Here is a 16,647-nt window from a genome sequence, read left to right as displayed (position 1 = left end):
CTTTATTCATACGGCATCTAACCGGCCTGGATGCAGATTGAAGAAGATAAACGCCAACAGGCAGCACTGCAAAGTGCTGCCTGCGGGCGAAACATGGGCTCATCAGCAAAGGCTTATTCGCTGGAAAGCAGGTCCATGGTGTGTTTATCCATCATTTCCAGTGCACGACCACCACCGCGAGCAACACAGGTCAGCGGGTCTTCGGCGACGATCACCGGCAGGCCGGTTTCCTGGGCCAGCAATTTGTCGAGGTCACGCAGCAAGGCGCCACCACCGGTCAGTACCAGGCCACGCTCGGCGATGTCGGAAGCCAGTTCCGGCGGCGATTGCTCCAGGGCACTCTTCACGGCCTGAACGATGGTCGCCAGGGACTCCTGCAGAGCCTCCAGCACTTCATTGGAGTTCAGGGTGAAGGCACGTGGCACGCCTTCGGCCAGGTTGCGACCGCGAACATCGACTTCGCGTACTTCGCCGCCTGGATAGGCGGTGCCGATTTCCTGCTTGATGCGCTCTGCGGTGGATTCGCCGATCAGGCTGCCGTAGTTACGGCGCACATAAGTGATGATCGCTTCGTCGAAGCGGTCGCCGCCTACACGGACGGACTCGGCATACACCACACCGTTCAGGGAAATCAGGGCGATTTCAGTGGTACCACCACCGATATCCACCACCATCGAACCGCGCGCTTCTTCAACCGGCAGGCCGGCACCGATCGCAGCAGCCATTGGCTCTTCGATCAGGAACACTTCACGGGCACCGGCACCGAGGGCCGATTCACGGATGGCACGACGCTCAACCTGGGTGGACTTGCATGGAACACAGATCAGCACACGAGGGCTGGGCTGCAGGAAACTGTTTTCGTGAACCTTGTTGATGAAGTACTGCAGCATCTTCTCGCAGACACTGAAGTCTGCGATCACGCCGTCTTTCATCGGACGAATGGCAGCAATATTGCCTGGTGTACGGCCGAGCATGCGCTTGGCCTCGGTGCCGACGGCAACGACACTTTTCTGATTACCATGGGTCCGAATGGCCACAACCGATGGCTCATTCAGGACGATACCGCGCTCGCGCACGTAAATAAGGGTGTTGGCAGTGCCCAGGTCAATGGAAAGATCGCTGGAAAACATGCCACGCAGTTTCTTGAACATGGGAAAGGGACCCTAGGCAACGCGTGGGTAAAAAAGTGCGGCAAACTCTAACAACGACAGGGATTTTGGGCAAGGCGCCAATGTGCTAAATTGGCCGACTTTCTGTGCACCTAACCCCACAATCGCGGCCGTAAGACCGTAGAAATGCGGTAGTGTTCCGACAATCTAACACACGGACAGCCTCCGTTCTGTTTTCCACTGGAGATTCCCATGACGCTTGAACGCTCCGACGTGGAAAAAATCGCTCATCTGGCCTGCCTGGGCCTCAATGAAGTCGATCTTCCACAGACCACCGCCGCCCTGAACAGCATTCTCGGGCTGGTCGACCAAATGCAGGCCGTGAATACCGACGGCATCGAGCCCCTGGCTCACCCACTGGAAGCCAGCCAGCGCCTGCGCGCTGACGTCGTGACCGAGAGTAATAATCGCGAGGCCTACCAGTCCATCGCGCCAGCGGTCGAAAACGGCCTGTACCTGGTTCCGAAAGTCATCGACTAAAGGGAAAGAGCCTGCAATGCATCACATGACTCTGGCCGAGATCGCCCGCGGTCTCGCCGACAAAAAGTTTTCTTCCGAAGAGCTGACCAAGACCCTGCTGGCGCGTATCGCCGAGCACGACCCCAAGGTCAACAGCTTCATCAGCCTCACCGAAGAGCTGGCCTTGAGCCAGGCCAAGGCCGCCGACGCACGTCGCGCCAACGGTGAAAATGGCCCACTGCTGGGCGCCCCGATTGCCCACAAAGACCTGTTCTGCACCCAGGGCATTCGCACCAGCTGCGGCTCGAAGATGCTCGACAACTTTAAAGCCCCCTACGACGCCACCGTGGTGTCCAAGCTGGCTGCCGCCGGGGCCGTGACCCTGGGCAAGACCAACATGGACGAATTCGCCATGGGTTCGGCCAACGAGTCGAGCTACTACGGCGCGGTGAAAAACCCGTGGAGCCTGGAGCACGTGCCCGGCGGTTCGTCCGGTGGTTCGGCTGCAGCCGTCGCCGCACGCTTCCTGCCGGCCGCCACGGCCACCGACACCGGTGGTTCGATCCGCCAGCCTGCCGCGTTCACCAACCTCACCGGCCTGAAACCGACCTACGGTCGCGTTTCCCGCTGGGGCATGATCGCCTACGCGTCCAGCCTCGATCAGGGCGGCCCCCTGGCCCGCACCGCCGAAGACTGCGCGATATTGTTACAAGGCATGGCCGGTTTCGATAAACAGGACTCCACCAGCATCGATGAGCCCGTGCCGGACTACAGCGCCAGCCTGAACACCTCGCTCAAGGGCCTGCGCATCGGCGTGCCGAAGGAATACTTCAGTGCCGGCCTCGACCCGCGCATCGCCGAACTGGTGCACAACAGCGTCAAGACACTGGAAGGCCTCGGCGCGGTGATCAAGGAGATCAGCCTGCCGAACAACCAGCACGCGATTCCTGCGTACTACGTGATCGCGCCGGCAGAGGCCTCCTCCAACCTGTCGCGTTTCGACGGCGTGCGCTTCGGCTACCGCTGCGAAAACCCGAAAGACCTCACCGACCTGTACAAACGTTCCCGTGGCGAAGGCTTCGGCGCCGAAGTGCAGCGCCGCATCATGGTCGGCGCTTACGCCCTGTCGGCCGGTTACTACGACGCGTACTACCTGAAGGCGCAGAAAATCCGTCGCCTGGTGAAGAACGACTTCATGGCCGCCTTTGAACACGTCGACGTGATCCTGGGCCCAACCACGCCGAACCCGGCCTGGAAACTCGGCGCCAAGAACGGCGACCCGGTGGCTGCGTACCTCGAAGACCTCTACACCATCACCGCCAACCTCGCGGGCCTGCCGGGCTTGTCCATGCCCGCCGGTTTCGTCGATGGCCTGCCGGTCGGTGTGCAATTGCTCGCCCCGTATTTCCAGGAAGGCCGCCTGCTCAATGTGGCGCACCAGTACCAGTTGAACACTGACTGGCACACTCGCACCCCTACCGGCTTCTGAGGAGAACACTATGCAATGGGAAGTCGTGATCGGGCTGGAGATTCATACCCAGCTCGCCACCCAATCGAAGATTTTCTCCGGTAGCGCCACCACGTTCGGCTCCGAGCCCAACACCCAGGCCAGCCTGGTCGACCTGGGCATGCCCGGCGTACTGCCGGTGTTGAACCAGGAAGCGGTGCGCATGGCGGTGATGTTCGGCCTGGCGATTGACGCCGAAATCGGCCAGCACAACGTGTTCGCGCGCAAGAACTACTTCTACCCGGACCTGCCCAAGGGCTACCAGATCAGCCAGATGGAATTGCCGATCGTCGGCAAGGGCCACCTGGACATCCCGCTGGAAGACGGCACCATCAAGCGCGTCGGCGTGACCCGTGCGCACCTGGAAGAAGACGCCGGCAAGAGCCTGCACGAAGAATTCCCCGGCGCGACCGGTATCGACCTGAACCGTGCCGGTACGCCGCTGCTGGAAATCGTATCCGAGCCGGACATGCGCAGCGCCAAGGAAGCCGTGGCCTACGTCAAGACCATCCACGCGTTGGTGCGCTACCTGGGCATCTGCGACGGCAACATGGCCGAAGGCTCGCTGCGTTGCGACTGCAACGTGTCGATCCGTCCAAAGGGCCAGGTTGAGTTTGGCACTCGCTGCGAGATCAAGAACGTCAACTCGTTCCGCTTCATCGAGAAAGCGATCAACAGCGAAGTGCGTCGCCAGATCGAGCTGATCGAAGACGGCGGCAAGGTCATCCAGCAAACTCGCCTGTACGACCCGAACAAAGACGAAACCCGCGCTATGCGCAGCAAAGAGGAAGCCAACGACTACCGTTACTTCCCCGATCCGGACCTGTTGCCGGTGGTGCTGGAGGACTCGTTCCTCAACGAGATCCGCGCCACCCTGCCGGAACTGCCGCAGCAGAAACGCGAGCGCTTCCAGGAACAGTTCGGTCTGTCGGTCTACGATGCGAGCGTCCTGGCGTCCAGCCGCGAGCAAGCCAACTACTTCGAAAAAGTCGTGAACATTGCTGGTGACGCCAAGCTGGCGGCCAACTGGGTGATGGTTGAGCTGGGCAGCCTGTTGAACAAGCAAGGCCTGGAAATCGACGAGGCCCCGGTCAGCGCCGAGCAACTGGGCGGCATGCTGCTGCGCATCAAGGACAACACTATCTCCGGCAAAATCGCCAAGACCGTGTTCGAAGCCATGGCCGGCGGCGAAGGCAGCGCCGACGAGATCATCGAGAAGCGCGGCCTCAAGCAAGTCACCGACAGCGGCGCGATCTCGGCTGTGCTGGATGAAATGCTCGCGGCCAACGCCGAGCAGGTCGAACAATACCGTGCGGCAGACGAAGCCAAGCGCGGCAAGATGTTCGGCTTCTTTGTGGGCCAGGCAATGAAAGCCTCCAAAGGCAAGGCCAACCCGCAACAGGTGAACGAATTGCTGAAAAGCAAACTCGAAGGCTGACAGCGGTGAAGAGACCGAGTGAGACCTCATGCTCAACTCGGCCTACTGTGGGAGGGGGCTTGCCCCCGATGAGGGTGTATCAGCCAGCAATTCTATTGACTGACGCGCCGCTATCGGGGCAAGCCCCCTCCCACATTCAATAGGGGGATAACCTGGAAATGAAGCGTCTACTCGGCCTCCTGGCCCTGTTCTCCCTGTTGGCCGGCTGCGCCAGCGGCCTCATCGACCCCAACGGCTACGACGAAACCGGCACTGCGTCCTACTACGGCGCCAAACACCACGGCAAGAAAACTGCCAGCGGTGAACCCTTCAACCAGAACGCCCTGACCGCCGCCCACCGGCGCCTGCCCTTCGGCACGCAGGTCAAGGTCACCAATCTCGACAACGACCGATCCGTGGTTGTCCGCATCAATGATCGCGGCCCGCATACACGTGGGCGCTTGATCGATCTTTCACGCAAGGCCGCCCAACAGCTGGGTATGATCGGCAGCGGTACGGCGCGAGTTCGCGTGCAAGCCCTGAGCAATTGAAAACGGAGCCCTGGCCATTTTCGGATTAACCGCCCTCTCGCCCTGGAGCCTGCTGGAATTGGTCAGCGGCCTGGTGCTGCTGATCCTCGGTGCCGAAATCCTGGTGCGTGCCGCCGTGCGCCTGGCCGCCAGCCTCAAGGTGCGGCCACTGATCATCGGCCTGACCATCGTCGCCTTCGGCAGCAGCGCACCGCAAATGACCGTCAGCCTGCAAGCCACCCTGGCCGGCAATACCGATATCGCCGTGGGCAGCGTGATCGGCAGCAGCATCTTCAACATCCTGGTGACCCTGGGCCTGTCGGCGCTGATTATTCCGCTGCGGGTCTCACGCCAGTTGGTGCGCCTGGACATCCCCGTGATGATCCTGGCCGGGCTGCTGGTGTTCACCCTGGCGGCCAACGAAGAACTCACGCCCATCGACGGCCTGATGCTGCTTGTTGCCCTGCTCGCTTACCTCGGCGTATTGCACTACCAGACGCGCCACTCCCGCCGCCCGCGCACCCTGGACACGGTGGCCAGGGCGCCGTGGCTGAGCAGCGTGCTGCTGATGATCGGTGGTTTTCTGATCCTGGTGCTGGCCGGGCATTTGCTGTTGGGCGCGGCGGTGGATGTGGCGAGCGACCTGGGCCTGTCGGAACGTGTGATCGGGCTGACCTTGATCGGTGTCGGCACCTCCCTGCCCTGCCTGGCGACGTCACTGATCGCCGCCTTGCGCGGCGAGCGGGACATTGCCGTGGGTAACGTGATCGGCAGCAACCTGTTCAACCTGCTCGGCGTGTTGGGCCTGACCGCCCTGCTCGCCCCGTCTCCGCTGTCGGTGTCGCCCAATGCCCTGGATTTCGACCTGCCGGTGATGCTCGGCGTGGTGGTGCTGTGCCTGCCGGTGTTCTACACCGGTTACCGCGTGACCCGCGCCGAAGGCCTGGTACTGCTGGGCCTGTATCTGGCGTACGGGCTGCACGTGATGGCGTTCACCACGGGCATGCCCCTGGCCAACAAGCTTGAACAACTGATGCTGTATTACGTCCTGCCAGTGCTGGTGGCTTTCCTGGTGTTCAGCACGCTGCAAGCCTGGCGCCGCCAACACAAGAGGGAACCGCAATGACCGATCAGAAGAAGCCCGGGGTACAAATGCGTCGCCAGGTCATGGGCGATACGTTCGTCGACCGCGCCCTGGGCAATGCCACCGAGTTCAGCCAGCCGTTGCAGGATTTCGTCAACGAACATGCCTGGGGCAGCGTATGGAACCGCGAAGGGTTGCCGCTGAAGACCCGCAGCCTGATCACCCTCGCCGCCCTGACCGCGCTCAAGTGCCCGCAGGAATTGAAGGGCCACGTGCGCGGCGCACTGAACAACGGTTGTACCGTGGAGGAAATCCGCGAAGCACTGCTGCATTGCGCGGTGTATGCCGGCGTGCCGGCGGCGATTGATGCGTTCCGTGCCGCGCAGGAAGTGATCGACGCGTATCAGACCGATCAGCAGTGACGGTCAGATAGCTATCGGGGGCAAGCCCCCTCCCACATTGAATGTGCTCGCCCGTCCAATGTGGGAGGGGGCTTGCCCCCGATTGGCCCTCACAGGCACCCGGGCGTTCAGATCCAACCACCCGCCTGCAACACAAAGATCCCGATATTCGTGGTCACCGCCGCCATCAAGGTGGTGATCACGATAATCGCTGCCGCCAGTTCATGGTTGCCCTCGGCCGCCCTGGCCATCACGAAGCTCGCCGCGGCGGTCGGTGCGCCGAAGTACAGGAACAGAATCCCCAACTCCGCCCCGCGAAAGCCCAGCAGCCAGGCGCCCAGGGTGGCGACCACCGGCAGCCAGACCATCTTCATCAGGCTTGCGCTCAATGCCATGTTGCCGCTCTTGCGCAAAGCCGTCAGTGACAAGGTGCCGCCGATGCAGATCAATGCCAGCGGCAAGGTAGTGTCCGCCAGGTACTGCATGGATTTTTCCAGCCAACCGGGCAGGCCGATCTGGAAATAGGCGAACGGCGCCGCCGCGATCACGCTGATGATCAACGGATTGGCCAGTACACTCTTGCAGATGCTCCACGGGTCGGACTTGATCACCGGGCTGTACACCGCCAGCACGATGGTCGACAGCGTGTTGTAGAACAGGATCACCAGCGCTGCGAGGATCGCGCCGAGGGAGATGCCGTAGTCACCGTACATGCTGGCGGCCAGCGCCAGGCCAATCACGCCGTTATTACCGCGAAACGCCCCCTGGGTGTAGATGCCCCGGTCTTCACGCGGGCAACGAAAGATCGCCCAGCCCCAGGCCAGGGCAAAGCTGAGCAAGGTGGCGACGGCAAAATAGATCAGCAAACCCGGCTTGAGCGCCGAATGCAGGTCGGCATGCAGGATGCCGAGGAACAGCAACGCCGGCATGGTGACGTTGAACACCAGGGACGAGGCCGTATGGATGAAGTTGTCGTTGATCCAGTTGATGCGCTTGAGCAGCACACCGAGGAACAGCATGGCAAACACCGGCGCGGTGATGGTGAGGGTGGAGAGGAAAATTGCCAGCATGCCGGGGAGAACCTTGGTGAGCGTCGTTAGGTGGCTAATGATAAGCCAGTGCAGGCCGCTTCGTCTGGTCTACCGCTATCGGGGGGCAAGCCCCTCCCACCTCTGACGGTGCTCACCGTTCAAAATGTGGGAGGGGGCTTGCCCCCGATGCAGGCGACTCGGTCTCAGGTAATAGGCGCCGGGTTAAACAAGGTGATGTCGTTATGCAGCTTGTGGTGTTCCGCCCATGTCTGCTTCTTGCCGCTGGCCACATCCAGGTAGAAGTGAAACAGCTCCCAGCCCAGCTCCTCGATAGTCGCACGCCCGGTGGCAATGCGCCCGGCGTCGATATCGATCAGGTCCGGCCAGCGCTGCGCCAGCTCAGTACGCGTCGACACCTTCACCACCGGCGCCATCGCCAGGCCGTACGGCGTGCCACGCCCGGTGGTGAACACGTGCAGATTCATCCCCGCCGCCAGTTGCAAGGTGCCGCACACAAAGTCACTGGCCGGCGTTGCGCAAAAGATCAGGCCCTTGCCCTTGAAACGCTCACCCGGACCAAGCACACCGTTGATCGCGCTGCTGCCGGACTTGACGATGGAACCCAGGGACTTCTCGACAATGTTCGACAACCCGCCCTTCTTGTTGCCCGGCGTGGTATTGGCACTGCGATCCGCTTCGCCCTTGGCCAGGTAACGGTCGTACCAATCCATTTCCCGGACCAGCTCCTGGGCAACGTCCTTCGTCTCTGCACGCGAAGTCAGCAAGTAGATGGCATCCCGTACTTCAGTGACCTCGGAAAACATCACCGTCGCCCCGGCCCGCAGCAGCAAGTCCGAGGCATAGCCCAGCGCCGGGTTGGCGGTGATGCCAGAGAACGCATCACTGCCGCCGCACTGCATGCCCAGGATCAGCTCGGACGCCGGCACTGTTTCGCGACGGCGCTGGTCGAGCTTCTTCAAGCGCACCTCCGCCAGCTCCATGATCTGCTCGATCATCTCGGTAAACCCGTGGCTGGAGTCCTGCAGGCGATACAGCCAGGGCTCACTCAGGTCCACCGAGCTGTCGTTGTCGTGCATCACCTGCCCGGCCTGCAATTTCTCGCAGCCCAGGCTGATCACCAGGGCCTCGCCCCCCAGGTTCGGGTTGCGCGCCAGATTGCGCACGGTGCGGATCGGGATGTAGGCGTCCGTCGCAGTGATCGCCACGCCACAGCCGTAGCTGTGGGTCAGCGCCACCACGTCATCGACATGCGGGTACCTGGGCAGCAATTCATCCTTGATTCGCTTGACCGCATGGTCCAGCACGCCCGTGACGCACTGCACCGTGGTGGTGATGCCGAGAATATTGCGCGTACCCACGGTGCCGTCGGCGTTGCGATACCCCTCGAAGGTAAAGCCCTCCAGTGGCGCCTGGGTTTCAGGCACCTCGGTGGACAGCGGCAAGCTGTCCAGCGGCGGCGCGGTGGGCATGCGCAGTTGATCTTCCTGCACCCAGCTGCCGCGTGGAATCGGTGCCAGCGCATAACCGATGATCTGGCCGTAGCGAATGATCTGGCCACCTTCGGGGATATCTTCCAGGGTCACTTTGTGGCTCTGGGGGATGAAATCCACGGTCACCAGGCCGTCCGGGAACTCGGTCCCGGCCGGGACGCCCTGGTCATTGACCACGATCACCACGTTGTCGCGCTCGTGCAAACGAATCGAGCGCGGCGAGTCGGCATGTTCAATCAACTGCATTACATCGCCCCTCAGGAATGCGCTTCGGTTAGGTGGGTCAACTCAGGCCCCTTGGTGGGCGGCTCTTTGAGTACTACACGCTTGATCGGCCCAACGATGACCAGATAGCTGAACACCGCTACCAGTGCGTTGGCGCCGACGAACACCAGGGCCCATTTGAACGAACCGGTGGTGCTGATGATGTAGCCGATGACAATCGGCGTGGTGATCGACGCGAGGTTACCGAAGGTGTTGAACAAGCCGCCACTGAGGCCGGCGATTTGTTTCGGCGAGGTGTCGGACACCACCGCCCAACCCAGTGCGCCAACGCCCTTGCCGAAGAAGGCCAAGGCCATGAAGCCGACCACCATCCATTCGATATCCACGTAGTTGCACGCCACGATGCTGCTGGAGATCAGCAGGCCACCAATGATTGGCGCCTTGCGCGCGAAGGTCAGGGAATGGCCCTTGCGCAGCAGGTAATCGGAAATTACCCCACCGAGCACGCCACCGATAAACCCGCAGATTGCCGGCAACGAAGCAATGAAACCGGCTTTGAGGATGGTCATGCCCCGGTCCTGCACCAGGTACACCGGGAACCAGGTGAGGAAGAAATAGGTGATGCCGTTGATGCAGTACTGGCCCAGGTAGACGCCGAGCATCATGCGGTTGGTCAGCAACTGGCGGATGTAATCCCACTTCGGCCCGTCGGTTTTCTTGCCCTTGCCTTTGTCCTGGTCCATATCGACCATGGCGCCGTTGGCCGCGATATGGTTGAACTCGGCTTCGTTGATCATCGGGTGCTGGCGCGGGCTGTGGATCACTTTCAGCCAGATCAGCGAGAAAATGATGCCGATCACGCCCATCACGATAAACACGTGCTGCCAGCCGAAGCGGTAGACAATCCAGCCCATCAGCGGCGCAAACAGCACGGTGGCAAAGTATTGCGCCGAATTGAAAATCGCCGATGCCGTACCGCGCTCGGCGGTAGGGAACCAGGCGGCCACAATCCGAGCGTTGCCGGGAAAGGACGGTGCTTCGGCCAGGCCCACCATGAAGCGCAGCATGAACAGCGCAACCACGGCGGTGGAGACCCCGAATTCACCGACATAGCCTTGCAGCACGGTGAACAGGGACCAGGTGAAGATGCTCAGGGCATAGACTTTTTTCGAGCCGAACCGGTCCAGCAGCCAGCCACCGGGGATTTGCCCGGCCACGTAGGCCCAACCGAATGCAGAGAAGATATAACCGAGGGTGACCGCGTCGATGCCGAGGTCTTTTTGCAGGCTGGAACCTGCGATGGCGATGGTGGCCCGGTCGGCGTAGTTGATCGTGGTCACCAGGAACAGCATGAGCAGGATCAAATAGCGGACGTGGGTCGGCTTGGTCGCTTGCATGTAGAAGTACTCCCACTAATTATTTTTTTTGCGGGTAATGGTTTTCTGTTTTTAGTGTGGGAGCCGGCAGGCATCCGGCTCCCACAAGGTGATGCGTCTTACGAACCGATGTAACTGGTCTTCACCACGGTGTAGAACTCTTGCGCATAGCGACCTTGCTCACGCGAACCATAGGATGAGCCCTTACGGCCACCGAAAGGAACGTGGTAATCCACACCGGCAGTCGGCAGGTTGACCATCACCATCCCGGCCTGGGAATGGCGCTTGAAGTGGTTGGCGTATTTGAGCGAGGTGGTGGCAATGCCCGCCGACAGCCCGAACTCGGTGTCGTTGGCCATGGCCAGCGCCGCTTCGTAGTCCGCCACGCGCACCACGTTGGCCACCGGGCCGAAGATCTCTTCACGGCTGATACGCATCGCAGCTTCGCTGTCGGCAAACAGCGTCGGTGCCAGGTAGTAGCCTTCGGTGTCGCAGGTCACCAGGCCGCCACCGCTGACCAGCCGCGCACCTTCGCTCTGGCCGATGTCGATGTACTTGAGGTCCTGGTCCAACTGGGCCTGGGACACCACCGGGCCGATGTCCGTGCCGCTCTTGAGTGCATGGCCGACCTTGATCGACTTCATGCGCTCCGCCATGGCCGCGACGAACTGGTCGTGGATACCCGCGGTCACGATCAGGCGGCTGGAAGCGGTGCAACGCTGGCCGGTGGAGTAGAAAGCGCTCTGTACCGACAGCTCGACGGCCTGCTTGAGGTCGGCGTCGTCGAGGATGATCTGCGGATTTTTGCCGCCCATCTCCAACTGCACTTTGGCCTGGCGCGAGACGCAGCTGACGGCGATCTGGCGCCCAACACCCACAGAACCGGTGAAACTGATGCCATCGACCTTCGGGCTGTTGACCAGCACATCGCCAACCACGCGACCGCTGCCCATCACCAGGTTGAATACACCGGCGGGGAAACCGGCACGGGAAATGATTTCGGCCAGGGCCCAGGCACAGCCCGGCACCAACTCGGCAGGCTTGATCACCACGCAGTTACCGTAGGCCAGGGCCGGGGCGATCTTCCACGCGGGGATGGCGATCGGGAAGTTCCACGGCGTGATCAGGCCGACCACACCCAGGGCTTCACGGGTGACTTCAACGTTGACGCCTGGGCGTACCGACGGCACGTAGTCACCGGACAGGCGCAGGCATTCACCGGCAAAGAACTTGAAGATATTACCGGCACGGGTCACTTCACCGATGGCTTCGGGCAGGGTCTTGCCCTCTTCACGGGCCAGCAGGGTGCCGAGCTCTTCGCGACGGGCGAGGATCTCGCTGCCGACTTTATCCAAGGCATCGTGACGCGCCTGGATCCCGGACGTAGACCAGGCTGGGAATGCGGCACGGGCGGCATCAATGGCAGTGTTGACCTGAGCGACATCCGCCTTGGCATACTCGCCAATGACATCGGACAACTCCGACGGGTTGAGGTTGACGCAATAGTCGGCACCGGCCACCCACTGGCCATTGATGTAGTTATCGAAACGTTGGGCTTGGGACACAAATCTTCTCCTGACGCAAAAGGCCGCTGATTGCTCAGCGGCCTTGTAGATAGGTTATTGCGCGCCTTGCTTGTCGATCAGCGCGGCCAGGGCTTCGTACTCTTCCGGCAGCAAGTCGGTCAGCGGCGTGCGCACCGGGCCTGCGTCGTAGCCGGCGATTTTTGCACCTGCCTTGACGATGCTTACCGCGTAACCGGCCTTGCGGTTACGGATATCCAGGTACGGCAGGAAGAAGTCGTCGATGATCCTGGCGACGGTGGCGTGATCGTCCTTGGCAATCGCGTGGTAGAAATCCATCGCGGTTTTCGGGATGAAGTTGAACACCGCCGAGGAGTACACCGGCACGCCCAGGGCCTTGTAGGCAGCGGCGTAAACCTCTGCCGTCGGCAGGCCACCGAGGTAGCTGAAACGGTCACCCAGGCGACGGCGGATCGACACCATCAACTCGATGTCACCCAGGCCATCCTTGTAGCCGATCAGGTTCGGGCAGCGCTCGGCCAGGCGTTCCAGCAGCGGCGCAGTCAGGCGGCACACGTTGCGGTTGTAGACCACCACGCCGATCTTGACCGACTTGCACACCGCTTCAACGTGAGCAGCAACGCCGTCCTGGCTGGCTTCGGTGAGGTAGTGCGGCAGCAGCAGCAGGCCCTTGGCACCGAGGCGTTCGGCTTCCTGGGCGTATTCGATGGCCTGGCGGGTCGAACCGCCGACACCGGCCAGGATCGGCACGCTGGTGGCGCAGGTATCTACGGCGGTTTTCACCACCTGGGAATATTCGCTGGCGGCGAGGGAGAAAAACTCACCGGTGCCGCCGGCAGCGAACAAGGCAGTGGCGCCGTAAGGGGCGAGCCATTCCAGGCGCTTGATGTAGCCCGCCTGGTGGAAGTCACCCTGGGCGTTGAAATCGGTCACCGGGAAAGACAGCAGACCGTGGGAGAGGATGGACTTCAGTTCTTGTGGATTCATTATTCGAACACCCTGGGCGAAGACTTTCTATCGAAAGGTTGTTGTTGGTTTTGGTGATGTCGTACGTCATCGTACAACTATAAAAAGATTCGTCAACTGCAATTGATCAGACTTCATTCAACGAGGGGTTAAAGGGCGCCGTCTTGACGTAGGAAGTTTTTCCTCTATGCTCGCAACAACTGTATATGCATACAGCCATTACGGAAGATTCCTACGACATAGCAAGGAGCTAACATGTCAGGTCTTGATCTCGCAGTATCCGAAAAGAAACCACCTGTCCTGCGTTTCGAAGGGGGTGAACACACCGCCATCGGCGACGACACCCTGCTGCGCTTCGCCAAGGACGCCCCGGCAATTCCCGCCCGCCAAGTCGAGCTGCACCTGCCCAACGGGCTGGCGTTGACCTATGGCCAGGTCATTGCCTTGGGCGGCGACTTCTATGGCATCCCCGGCCAACCCATCAGCGATGGCACCTCCCCGGCCGAACGCGTGCAACGTTTTACCGCTGCTTTCAACACGCTCGCCGTGCTGCCCGCTTCACGGGAAGAAGCGCACAAGATCCTCGCGGTGATGCAAAAGGAGATCAACGCGGTCAAACAGGCGATCAAGGATGGCAAGCAAGCCCATGAAGCCTACGACGCCTTGGGTGATACGTTGTCTGAGGAATGGAACCGCATCACCGGCGGTGGCAGCGCGGTGTCGGCGCTGATTCCACTGGGGCGCTATTTGAAGTTGGCGGCGGACAATGCCGATCACTTCGGCGAATGGGCGCTGTCCGCGTACCTGGCAGGGCATACGGCGGCGTTGCAACAAGCCGTCGTGGCCCATCAGACCGGTACCGACCAGGCGCTGGAACTGGCCTATGCCATGAACAGTTTTGCCGATCATTTTTTGACCGATCTGTTCTCCGCAGGCCACTTGCGTGTACCGCGCAAACAACTGGCAGCGGTGGTGACACCCGGTGAACTGGGCTCGCTGATCAGTCGTTTCATGCATGACGAAGACAGCAAGTTCGGGCTCAACGTACGCAATGCCATGGGCGATCAATGGCATGCGTATGGGGACAAGCGCTACTTCGATGATATCGATGCGGACAACCGGATGCAGGTCAAACGTGCGGTGCAAGCCTCAGCCGATGAGATCTTCGATACGTTTATCAGTAGTGCCGCGCCCTCCCCGGCCAACTTCAAGGCACCGCTGTATGTGCCCGACCTGACTGCGGCACAGAACCCGGCGAACAACTTTTCGCCGCTGTTCAAGATGGAGGGAGACAAGGTGCTGCGCCGCAAGGATGTGAATGACCTGAACGACAAGCGCTGGACGAATGATTGGTGGGGGTGGAGTACTTACCTGCTGCTCAAGGACTACAAGCCAAACACCCCGACAAACTGACAACCGCGCCTACAGGCAGCACTTCTAGATGCGCTGCGCCTCCGCCTCTTCATGGGCATGGCGCAGCCGCTCACGGCTGTTGGTCAAATGCAATCGCATCGCCGCCCGCGCCGCATCCGAATCCTGGCGGGCAATCGCCTCATAGATCTCTTCGTGTTCGCGGCTCAAACGGCTCATGTAGTGCTGCTGGTCATCATGGGCCAGGCGCGCTGAATTCAGGCGGGTGCGCGGAATGATGCTGGTACCGAGGTGGGTCATGATGTCGGTGAAGTAGCGGTTGCCGGTGGACAGGGCAATTTCCAGGTGGAAGGCAAAGTCGGAGGCCACCGCGTCGCCTGCGTGGGCCGCGCTTTCATTCAGGGCATCGAGCGCAGCGCGCATGGCGGCCAGTTGTTCGTCGCTGCGACGTAGAGCTGCAAGACCGGCGGACTCCACTTCCAGGCTGATACGCAGCTCAAGAATCGCCAGCACATCACGCAATGTCACCACAGTGGCCGGGTCGATGCGAAAGCCGCTCGGGCTCGGCGTGTCCAGCACAAAGGTGCCGATACCATGACGGGTTTCCACCTGTCCCGCCGCCTGCAGACGTGAGATAGCCTCCCGCACCACCGTGCGGCTGACCCCATGGGCCTCCATGATCGCCGACTCGGTGGGCAACTTGTCGCCCCGCTTGAGCTGGCCATCGCGGATCTGCTCGGACAACACCGTGACCAATTCCTGGGCAAGGCTGCGGCGCTTGCGGGGAAGACGAGGGGCGGTGTGGGCGTTTTCCATGATGAATCATCTTTCTCGGTGAACGTGAGCACGCATCATAGCCCATGGTGGTTGTACGATCACCGTCCGGGCGCGACTTTCATCCACATCCTTCACGCAAAAAAATGCCCCGACACAAGTCGAGGCATTTTTTCGGCAAACCCCGAGGGGAACGCCGTTTATTTCACCACTTTCAGGCTCGGCCGGCCGCTGGGACGCGGTGGCTCGGAATCCGGTGGCGGTTGATCATCGCCCTGTTCGCTTTCGATCGATTCGTCGTCCTCGAAAGGCGACTCCAGATCGAACACCATGCCTTGGCCATTCTCCCGGGCATAGATGCCGAGGATGGCGCCAATCGGCACGTACAGCGTATGCGGCACGCCGCCGAAACGCCCTTCGAAGCTGACCGCTTCGTTGTCCATGTGCAGGTGGCGCACGGCACTGGGTGATACGTTCAGCACAATCTGCCCGTCGCTGGCAAAACCCTGCGGTACCTGAACCGCAGGAAATTCGGAATTGACCAGCATGTGCGGGGTGCAATCGTTGTCCACAATCCACTCATAGAGCGCACGGACCAGGTAGGGTCGACTGGAGTTCATCAGCGGCTCCTTAAGCCTTAGCGCATATCGCGTTCGACACCAGACAGACTCGCCTGGAAAGCCTCACGCGCAAACTGGCGCTCCATGTAATCAAGCAGCGGCTTGGCTGGCCGCGGCAGTTCAATACCAAGAATCGGCAAACGCCAGAGTATCGGTAATAGGCAGCAATCCACCAAACTTTGTTCCTCACTGAGGAAAAAAGGCTTATCGGCGAACAGCGGCGAAACGCCGGTCAGGCTTTCGCGCAACTCCTTACGCGCCTGTACACGTGCCGCCTCTTTACTGCGGGTATCCAGGATCAGATCCACCAGCCCGCACCAGTCACGCTGGATCCGGTGGATCAGCAGGCGGCTGTTGGCACGCGCCACCGGGTACACCGGCAGCAAGGGTGGATGCGGGTAACGCTCATCCAGGTATTCCATCACGACGGTCGACTCCCACAACGCCAGGTCACGATCGACCAGGGTGGGCAAGCTGCCGTAGGGGTTCACTTCGATCAGTTTGGGTGGATGACGACCTGCTTCCACACTGATGATCTCGGCGCTGACACCCTTCTCTGCGAGCACGATGCGTACTCGGTGGGAATAGTGGTCGGCGGGGTCGGAGTAACAGGCCAACCGGTTGGTCACGCCCATGGCGGTCCTCCTCGCTTGTTGAAATTA

At 61.1% G+C, this 16,647-nt stretch carries 16 protein-coding genes; 7 read left to right on the top strand and 9 right to left on the bottom strand.

Annotated features, from left to right (window positions below; genetic code table 11):
- Positions 1–113: 113 nt before the first annotated feature.
- Entirely contained in the window at positions 114–1,151 is a 1,038-nt protein-coding gene (gene mreB, locus LUU92_RS04530; protein WP_002555108.1) for a rod shape-determining protein MreB, read from the bottom strand.
- A 210-nt stretch (positions 1,152–1,361) separates the two neighbouring features.
- Here mreB and gatC point away from each other — a divergent pair, with 210 nt between their 5' ends.
- The 6 genes from gatC (at position 1,362) to LUU92_RS04500 (ending at position 6,588) form a co-directional block, all read left to right on the top strand.
- A complete protein-coding gene (gene gatC / locus LUU92_RS04525; protein ID WP_071491137.1) occupies positions 1,362–1,649 on the top strand; it encodes an Asp-tRNA(Asn)/Glu-tRNA(Gln) amidotransferase subunit GatC in 288 nt (95 codons plus the stop codon).
- Positions 1,650–1,665: 16 nt separating this feature from the next.
- Positions 1,666–3,117, top strand: coding sequence for an Asp-tRNA(Asn)/Glu-tRNA(Gln) amidotransferase subunit GatA (gatA, locus tag LUU92_RS04520; protein ID WP_257103218.1), 1,452 nt, complete (start codon positions 1,666–1,668; stop codon positions 3,115–3,117).
- A 10-nt stretch (positions 3,118–3,127) separates the two neighbouring features.
- Positions 3,128–4,573 (top strand): Asp-tRNA(Asn)/Glu-tRNA(Gln) amidotransferase subunit GatB, encoded by a 1,446-nt coding sequence (gatB, locus tag LUU92_RS04515; RefSeq protein ID WP_071491135.1) that lies wholly within the window; start codon positions 3,128–3,130, stop codon positions 4,571–4,573.
- A 158-nt stretch (positions 4,574–4,731) separates the two neighbouring features.
- The gene (locus tag LUU92_RS04510; protein ID WP_071491134.1) at positions 4,732–5,103 is read left to right on the top strand and encodes a septal ring lytic transglycosylase RlpA family protein; all 372 of its coding nucleotides are present in this window, start codon (positions 4,732–4,734) and stop codon (positions 5,101–5,103) included.
- 58 nt (positions 5,104–5,161) lie between these two features.
- On the top strand, positions 5,162–6,208 hold the full coding sequence (locus LUU92_RS04505; protein WP_257103217.1) for a calcium/sodium antiporter: 1,047 nt from the start codon (positions 5,162–5,164) through the stop codon (positions 6,206–6,208).
- A complete protein-coding gene (locus LUU92_RS04500; protein ID WP_071491132.1) occupies positions 6,205–6,588 on the top strand; it encodes a carboxymuconolactone decarboxylase family protein in 384 nt (127 codons plus the stop codon). Before LUU92_RS04505 ends, LUU92_RS04500 begins: the two co-directional genes overlap by 4 nt.
- A 107-nt stretch (positions 6,589–6,695) precedes the next feature.
- Here the strand turns inward: LUU92_RS04500 and LUU92_RS04495 are convergent, their stop codons facing one another.
- From LUU92_RS04495 to kdgD, 5 genes are all read right to left on the bottom strand, one after another.
- Positions 6,696–7,637 carry an AEC family transporter gene (locus tag LUU92_RS04495; RefSeq protein WP_071491131.1) on the bottom strand — a complete coding sequence of 314 codons (942 nt, stop codon included), beginning with the start codon at positions 7,635–7,637 and terminating at the stop codon, positions 6,696–6,698.
- 164 nt (positions 7,638–7,801) lie between these two features.
- Positions 7,802–9,355, bottom strand: coding sequence for a galactarate dehydratase (gene garD / locus LUU92_RS04490; protein ID WP_071491130.1), 1,554 nt, complete (start codon positions 9,353–9,355; stop codon positions 7,802–7,804).
- An 11-nt stretch (positions 9,356–9,366) separates the two neighbouring features.
- Positions 9,367–10,731 (bottom strand): MFS transporter, encoded by a 1,365-nt coding sequence (locus tag LUU92_RS04485; protein ID WP_071491129.1) that lies wholly within the window; start codon positions 10,729–10,731, stop codon positions 9,367–9,369.
- 98 nt (positions 10,732–10,829) lie between these two features.
- Complete coding sequence (locus LUU92_RS04480) at positions 10,830–12,275, bottom strand: aldehyde dehydrogenase family protein (RefSeq protein ID WP_012722211.1); 1,446 nt, start codon at positions 12,273–12,275, stop codon at positions 10,830–10,832.
- Between the two features lie 54 nt (positions 12,276–12,329).
- Positions 12,330–13,241 (bottom strand): 5-dehydro-4-deoxyglucarate dehydratase, encoded by a 912-nt coding sequence (gene kdgD, locus LUU92_RS04475; protein ID WP_092240718.1) that lies wholly within the window; start codon positions 13,239–13,241, stop codon positions 12,330–12,332.
- A gap of 234 nt (positions 13,242–13,475) precedes the next feature.
- On the opposite strand from kdgD, the gene LUU92_RS04470 reads away from it, so the two are divergent.
- Positions 13,476–14,633 (top strand): phospholipase, encoded by a 1,158-nt coding sequence (locus LUU92_RS04470; protein ID WP_257103216.1) that lies wholly within the window; start codon positions 13,476–13,478, stop codon positions 14,631–14,633.
- A gap of 24 nt (positions 14,634–14,657) precedes the next feature.
- On the opposite strand, the gene LUU92_RS04465 is transcribed toward LUU92_RS04470, so the two are convergent.
- The 3 genes from LUU92_RS04465 to LUU92_RS04455 form a co-directional block, all read right to left on the bottom strand.
- Positions 14,658–15,407, bottom strand: coding sequence for a FadR/GntR family transcriptional regulator (locus tag LUU92_RS04465; protein ID WP_071491125.1), 750 nt, complete (start codon positions 15,405–15,407; stop codon positions 14,658–14,660).
- Positions 15,408–15,565: 158 nt separating this feature from the next.
- Positions 15,566–15,985 carry a ClpXP protease specificity-enhancing factor gene (locus tag LUU92_RS04460; protein ID WP_071491124.1) on the bottom strand — a complete coding sequence of 140 codons (420 nt, stop codon included), beginning with the start codon at positions 15,983–15,985 and terminating at the stop codon, positions 15,566–15,568.
- A gap of 17 nt (positions 15,986–16,002) precedes the next feature.
- Entirely contained in the window at positions 16,003–16,620 is a 618-nt protein-coding gene (locus LUU92_RS04455; protein ID WP_049710008.1) for a glutathione S-transferase N-terminal domain-containing protein, read from the bottom strand.
- Positions 16,621–16,647: the final 27 nt, after the last annotated feature.

The sequence above is a fragment of the Pseudomonas extremorientalis genome, assembly GCF_024584605.1.
GTDB lineage: Bacteria > Pseudomonadota > Gammaproteobacteria > Pseudomonadales > Pseudomonadaceae > Aquipseudomonas > Aquipseudomonas extremorientalis.
The sequence above is the reverse complement of the archived record's forward strand: the minus strand, read 5'-3'. Positions and strand labels throughout refer to the sequence as shown.

Excerpts from the sequence above, each read along its gene's own strand:
- LUU92_RS04485 (WP_071491129.1), bottom strand. The coding sequence starts at position 10,731 with ATGCAAGCGACCAAGCCGACCCACGTCCGCTATTTGATCCTGCTCATG.
- LUU92_RS04470 (WP_257103216.1), top strand. The coding sequence starts at position 13,476 with ATGTCAGGTCTTGATCTCGCAGTATCCGAAAAGAAACCACCTGTCCTG.
- gatC (WP_071491137.1), top strand. The coding sequence starts at position 1,362 with ATGACGCTTGAACGCTCCGACGTGGAAAAAATCGCTCATCTGGCCTGC.
- gatB (WP_071491135.1), top strand. The coding sequence starts at position 3,128 with ATGCAATGGGAAGTCGTGATCGGGCTGGAGATTCATACCCAGCTCGCC.
- gatA (WP_257103218.1), top strand. The coding sequence starts at position 1,666 with ATGCATCACATGACTCTGGCCGAGATCGCCCGCGGTCTCGCCGACAAA.
- garD (WP_071491130.1), bottom strand. The coding sequence starts at position 9,355 with ATGCAGTTGATTGAACATGCCGACTCGCCGCGCTCGATTCGTTTGCAC.
- LUU92_RS04495 (WP_071491131.1), bottom strand. The coding sequence starts at position 7,637 with ATGCTGGCAATTTTCCTCTCCACCCTCACCATCACCGCGCCGGTGTTT.
- LUU92_RS04455 (WP_049710008.1), bottom strand. The coding sequence starts at position 16,620 with ATGGGCGTGACCAACCGGTTGGCCTGTTACTCCGACCCCGCCGACCAC.
- LUU92_RS04500 (WP_071491132.1), top strand. The coding sequence starts at position 6,205 with ATGACCGATCAGAAGAAGCCCGGGGTACAAATGCGTCGCCAGGTCATG.
- kdgD (WP_092240718.1), bottom strand. The coding sequence starts at position 13,241 with ATGAATCCACAAGAACTGAAGTCCATCCTCTCCCACGGTCTGCTGTCT.
- LUU92_RS04510 (WP_071491134.1), top strand. The coding sequence starts at position 4,732 with ATGAAGCGTCTACTCGGCCTCCTGGCCCTGTTCTCCCTGTTGGCCGGC.
- LUU92_RS04460 (WP_071491124.1), bottom strand. The coding sequence starts at position 15,985 with ATGAACTCCAGTCGACCCTACCTGGTCCGTGCGCTCTATGAGTGGATT.
- LUU92_RS04465 (WP_071491125.1), bottom strand. The coding sequence starts at position 15,407 with ATGGAAAACGCCCACACCGCCCCTCGTCTTCCCCGCAAGCGCCGCAGC.
- mreB (WP_002555108.1), bottom strand. The coding sequence starts at position 1,151 with ATGTTCAAGAAACTGCGTGGCATGTTTTCCAGCGATCTTTCCATTGAC.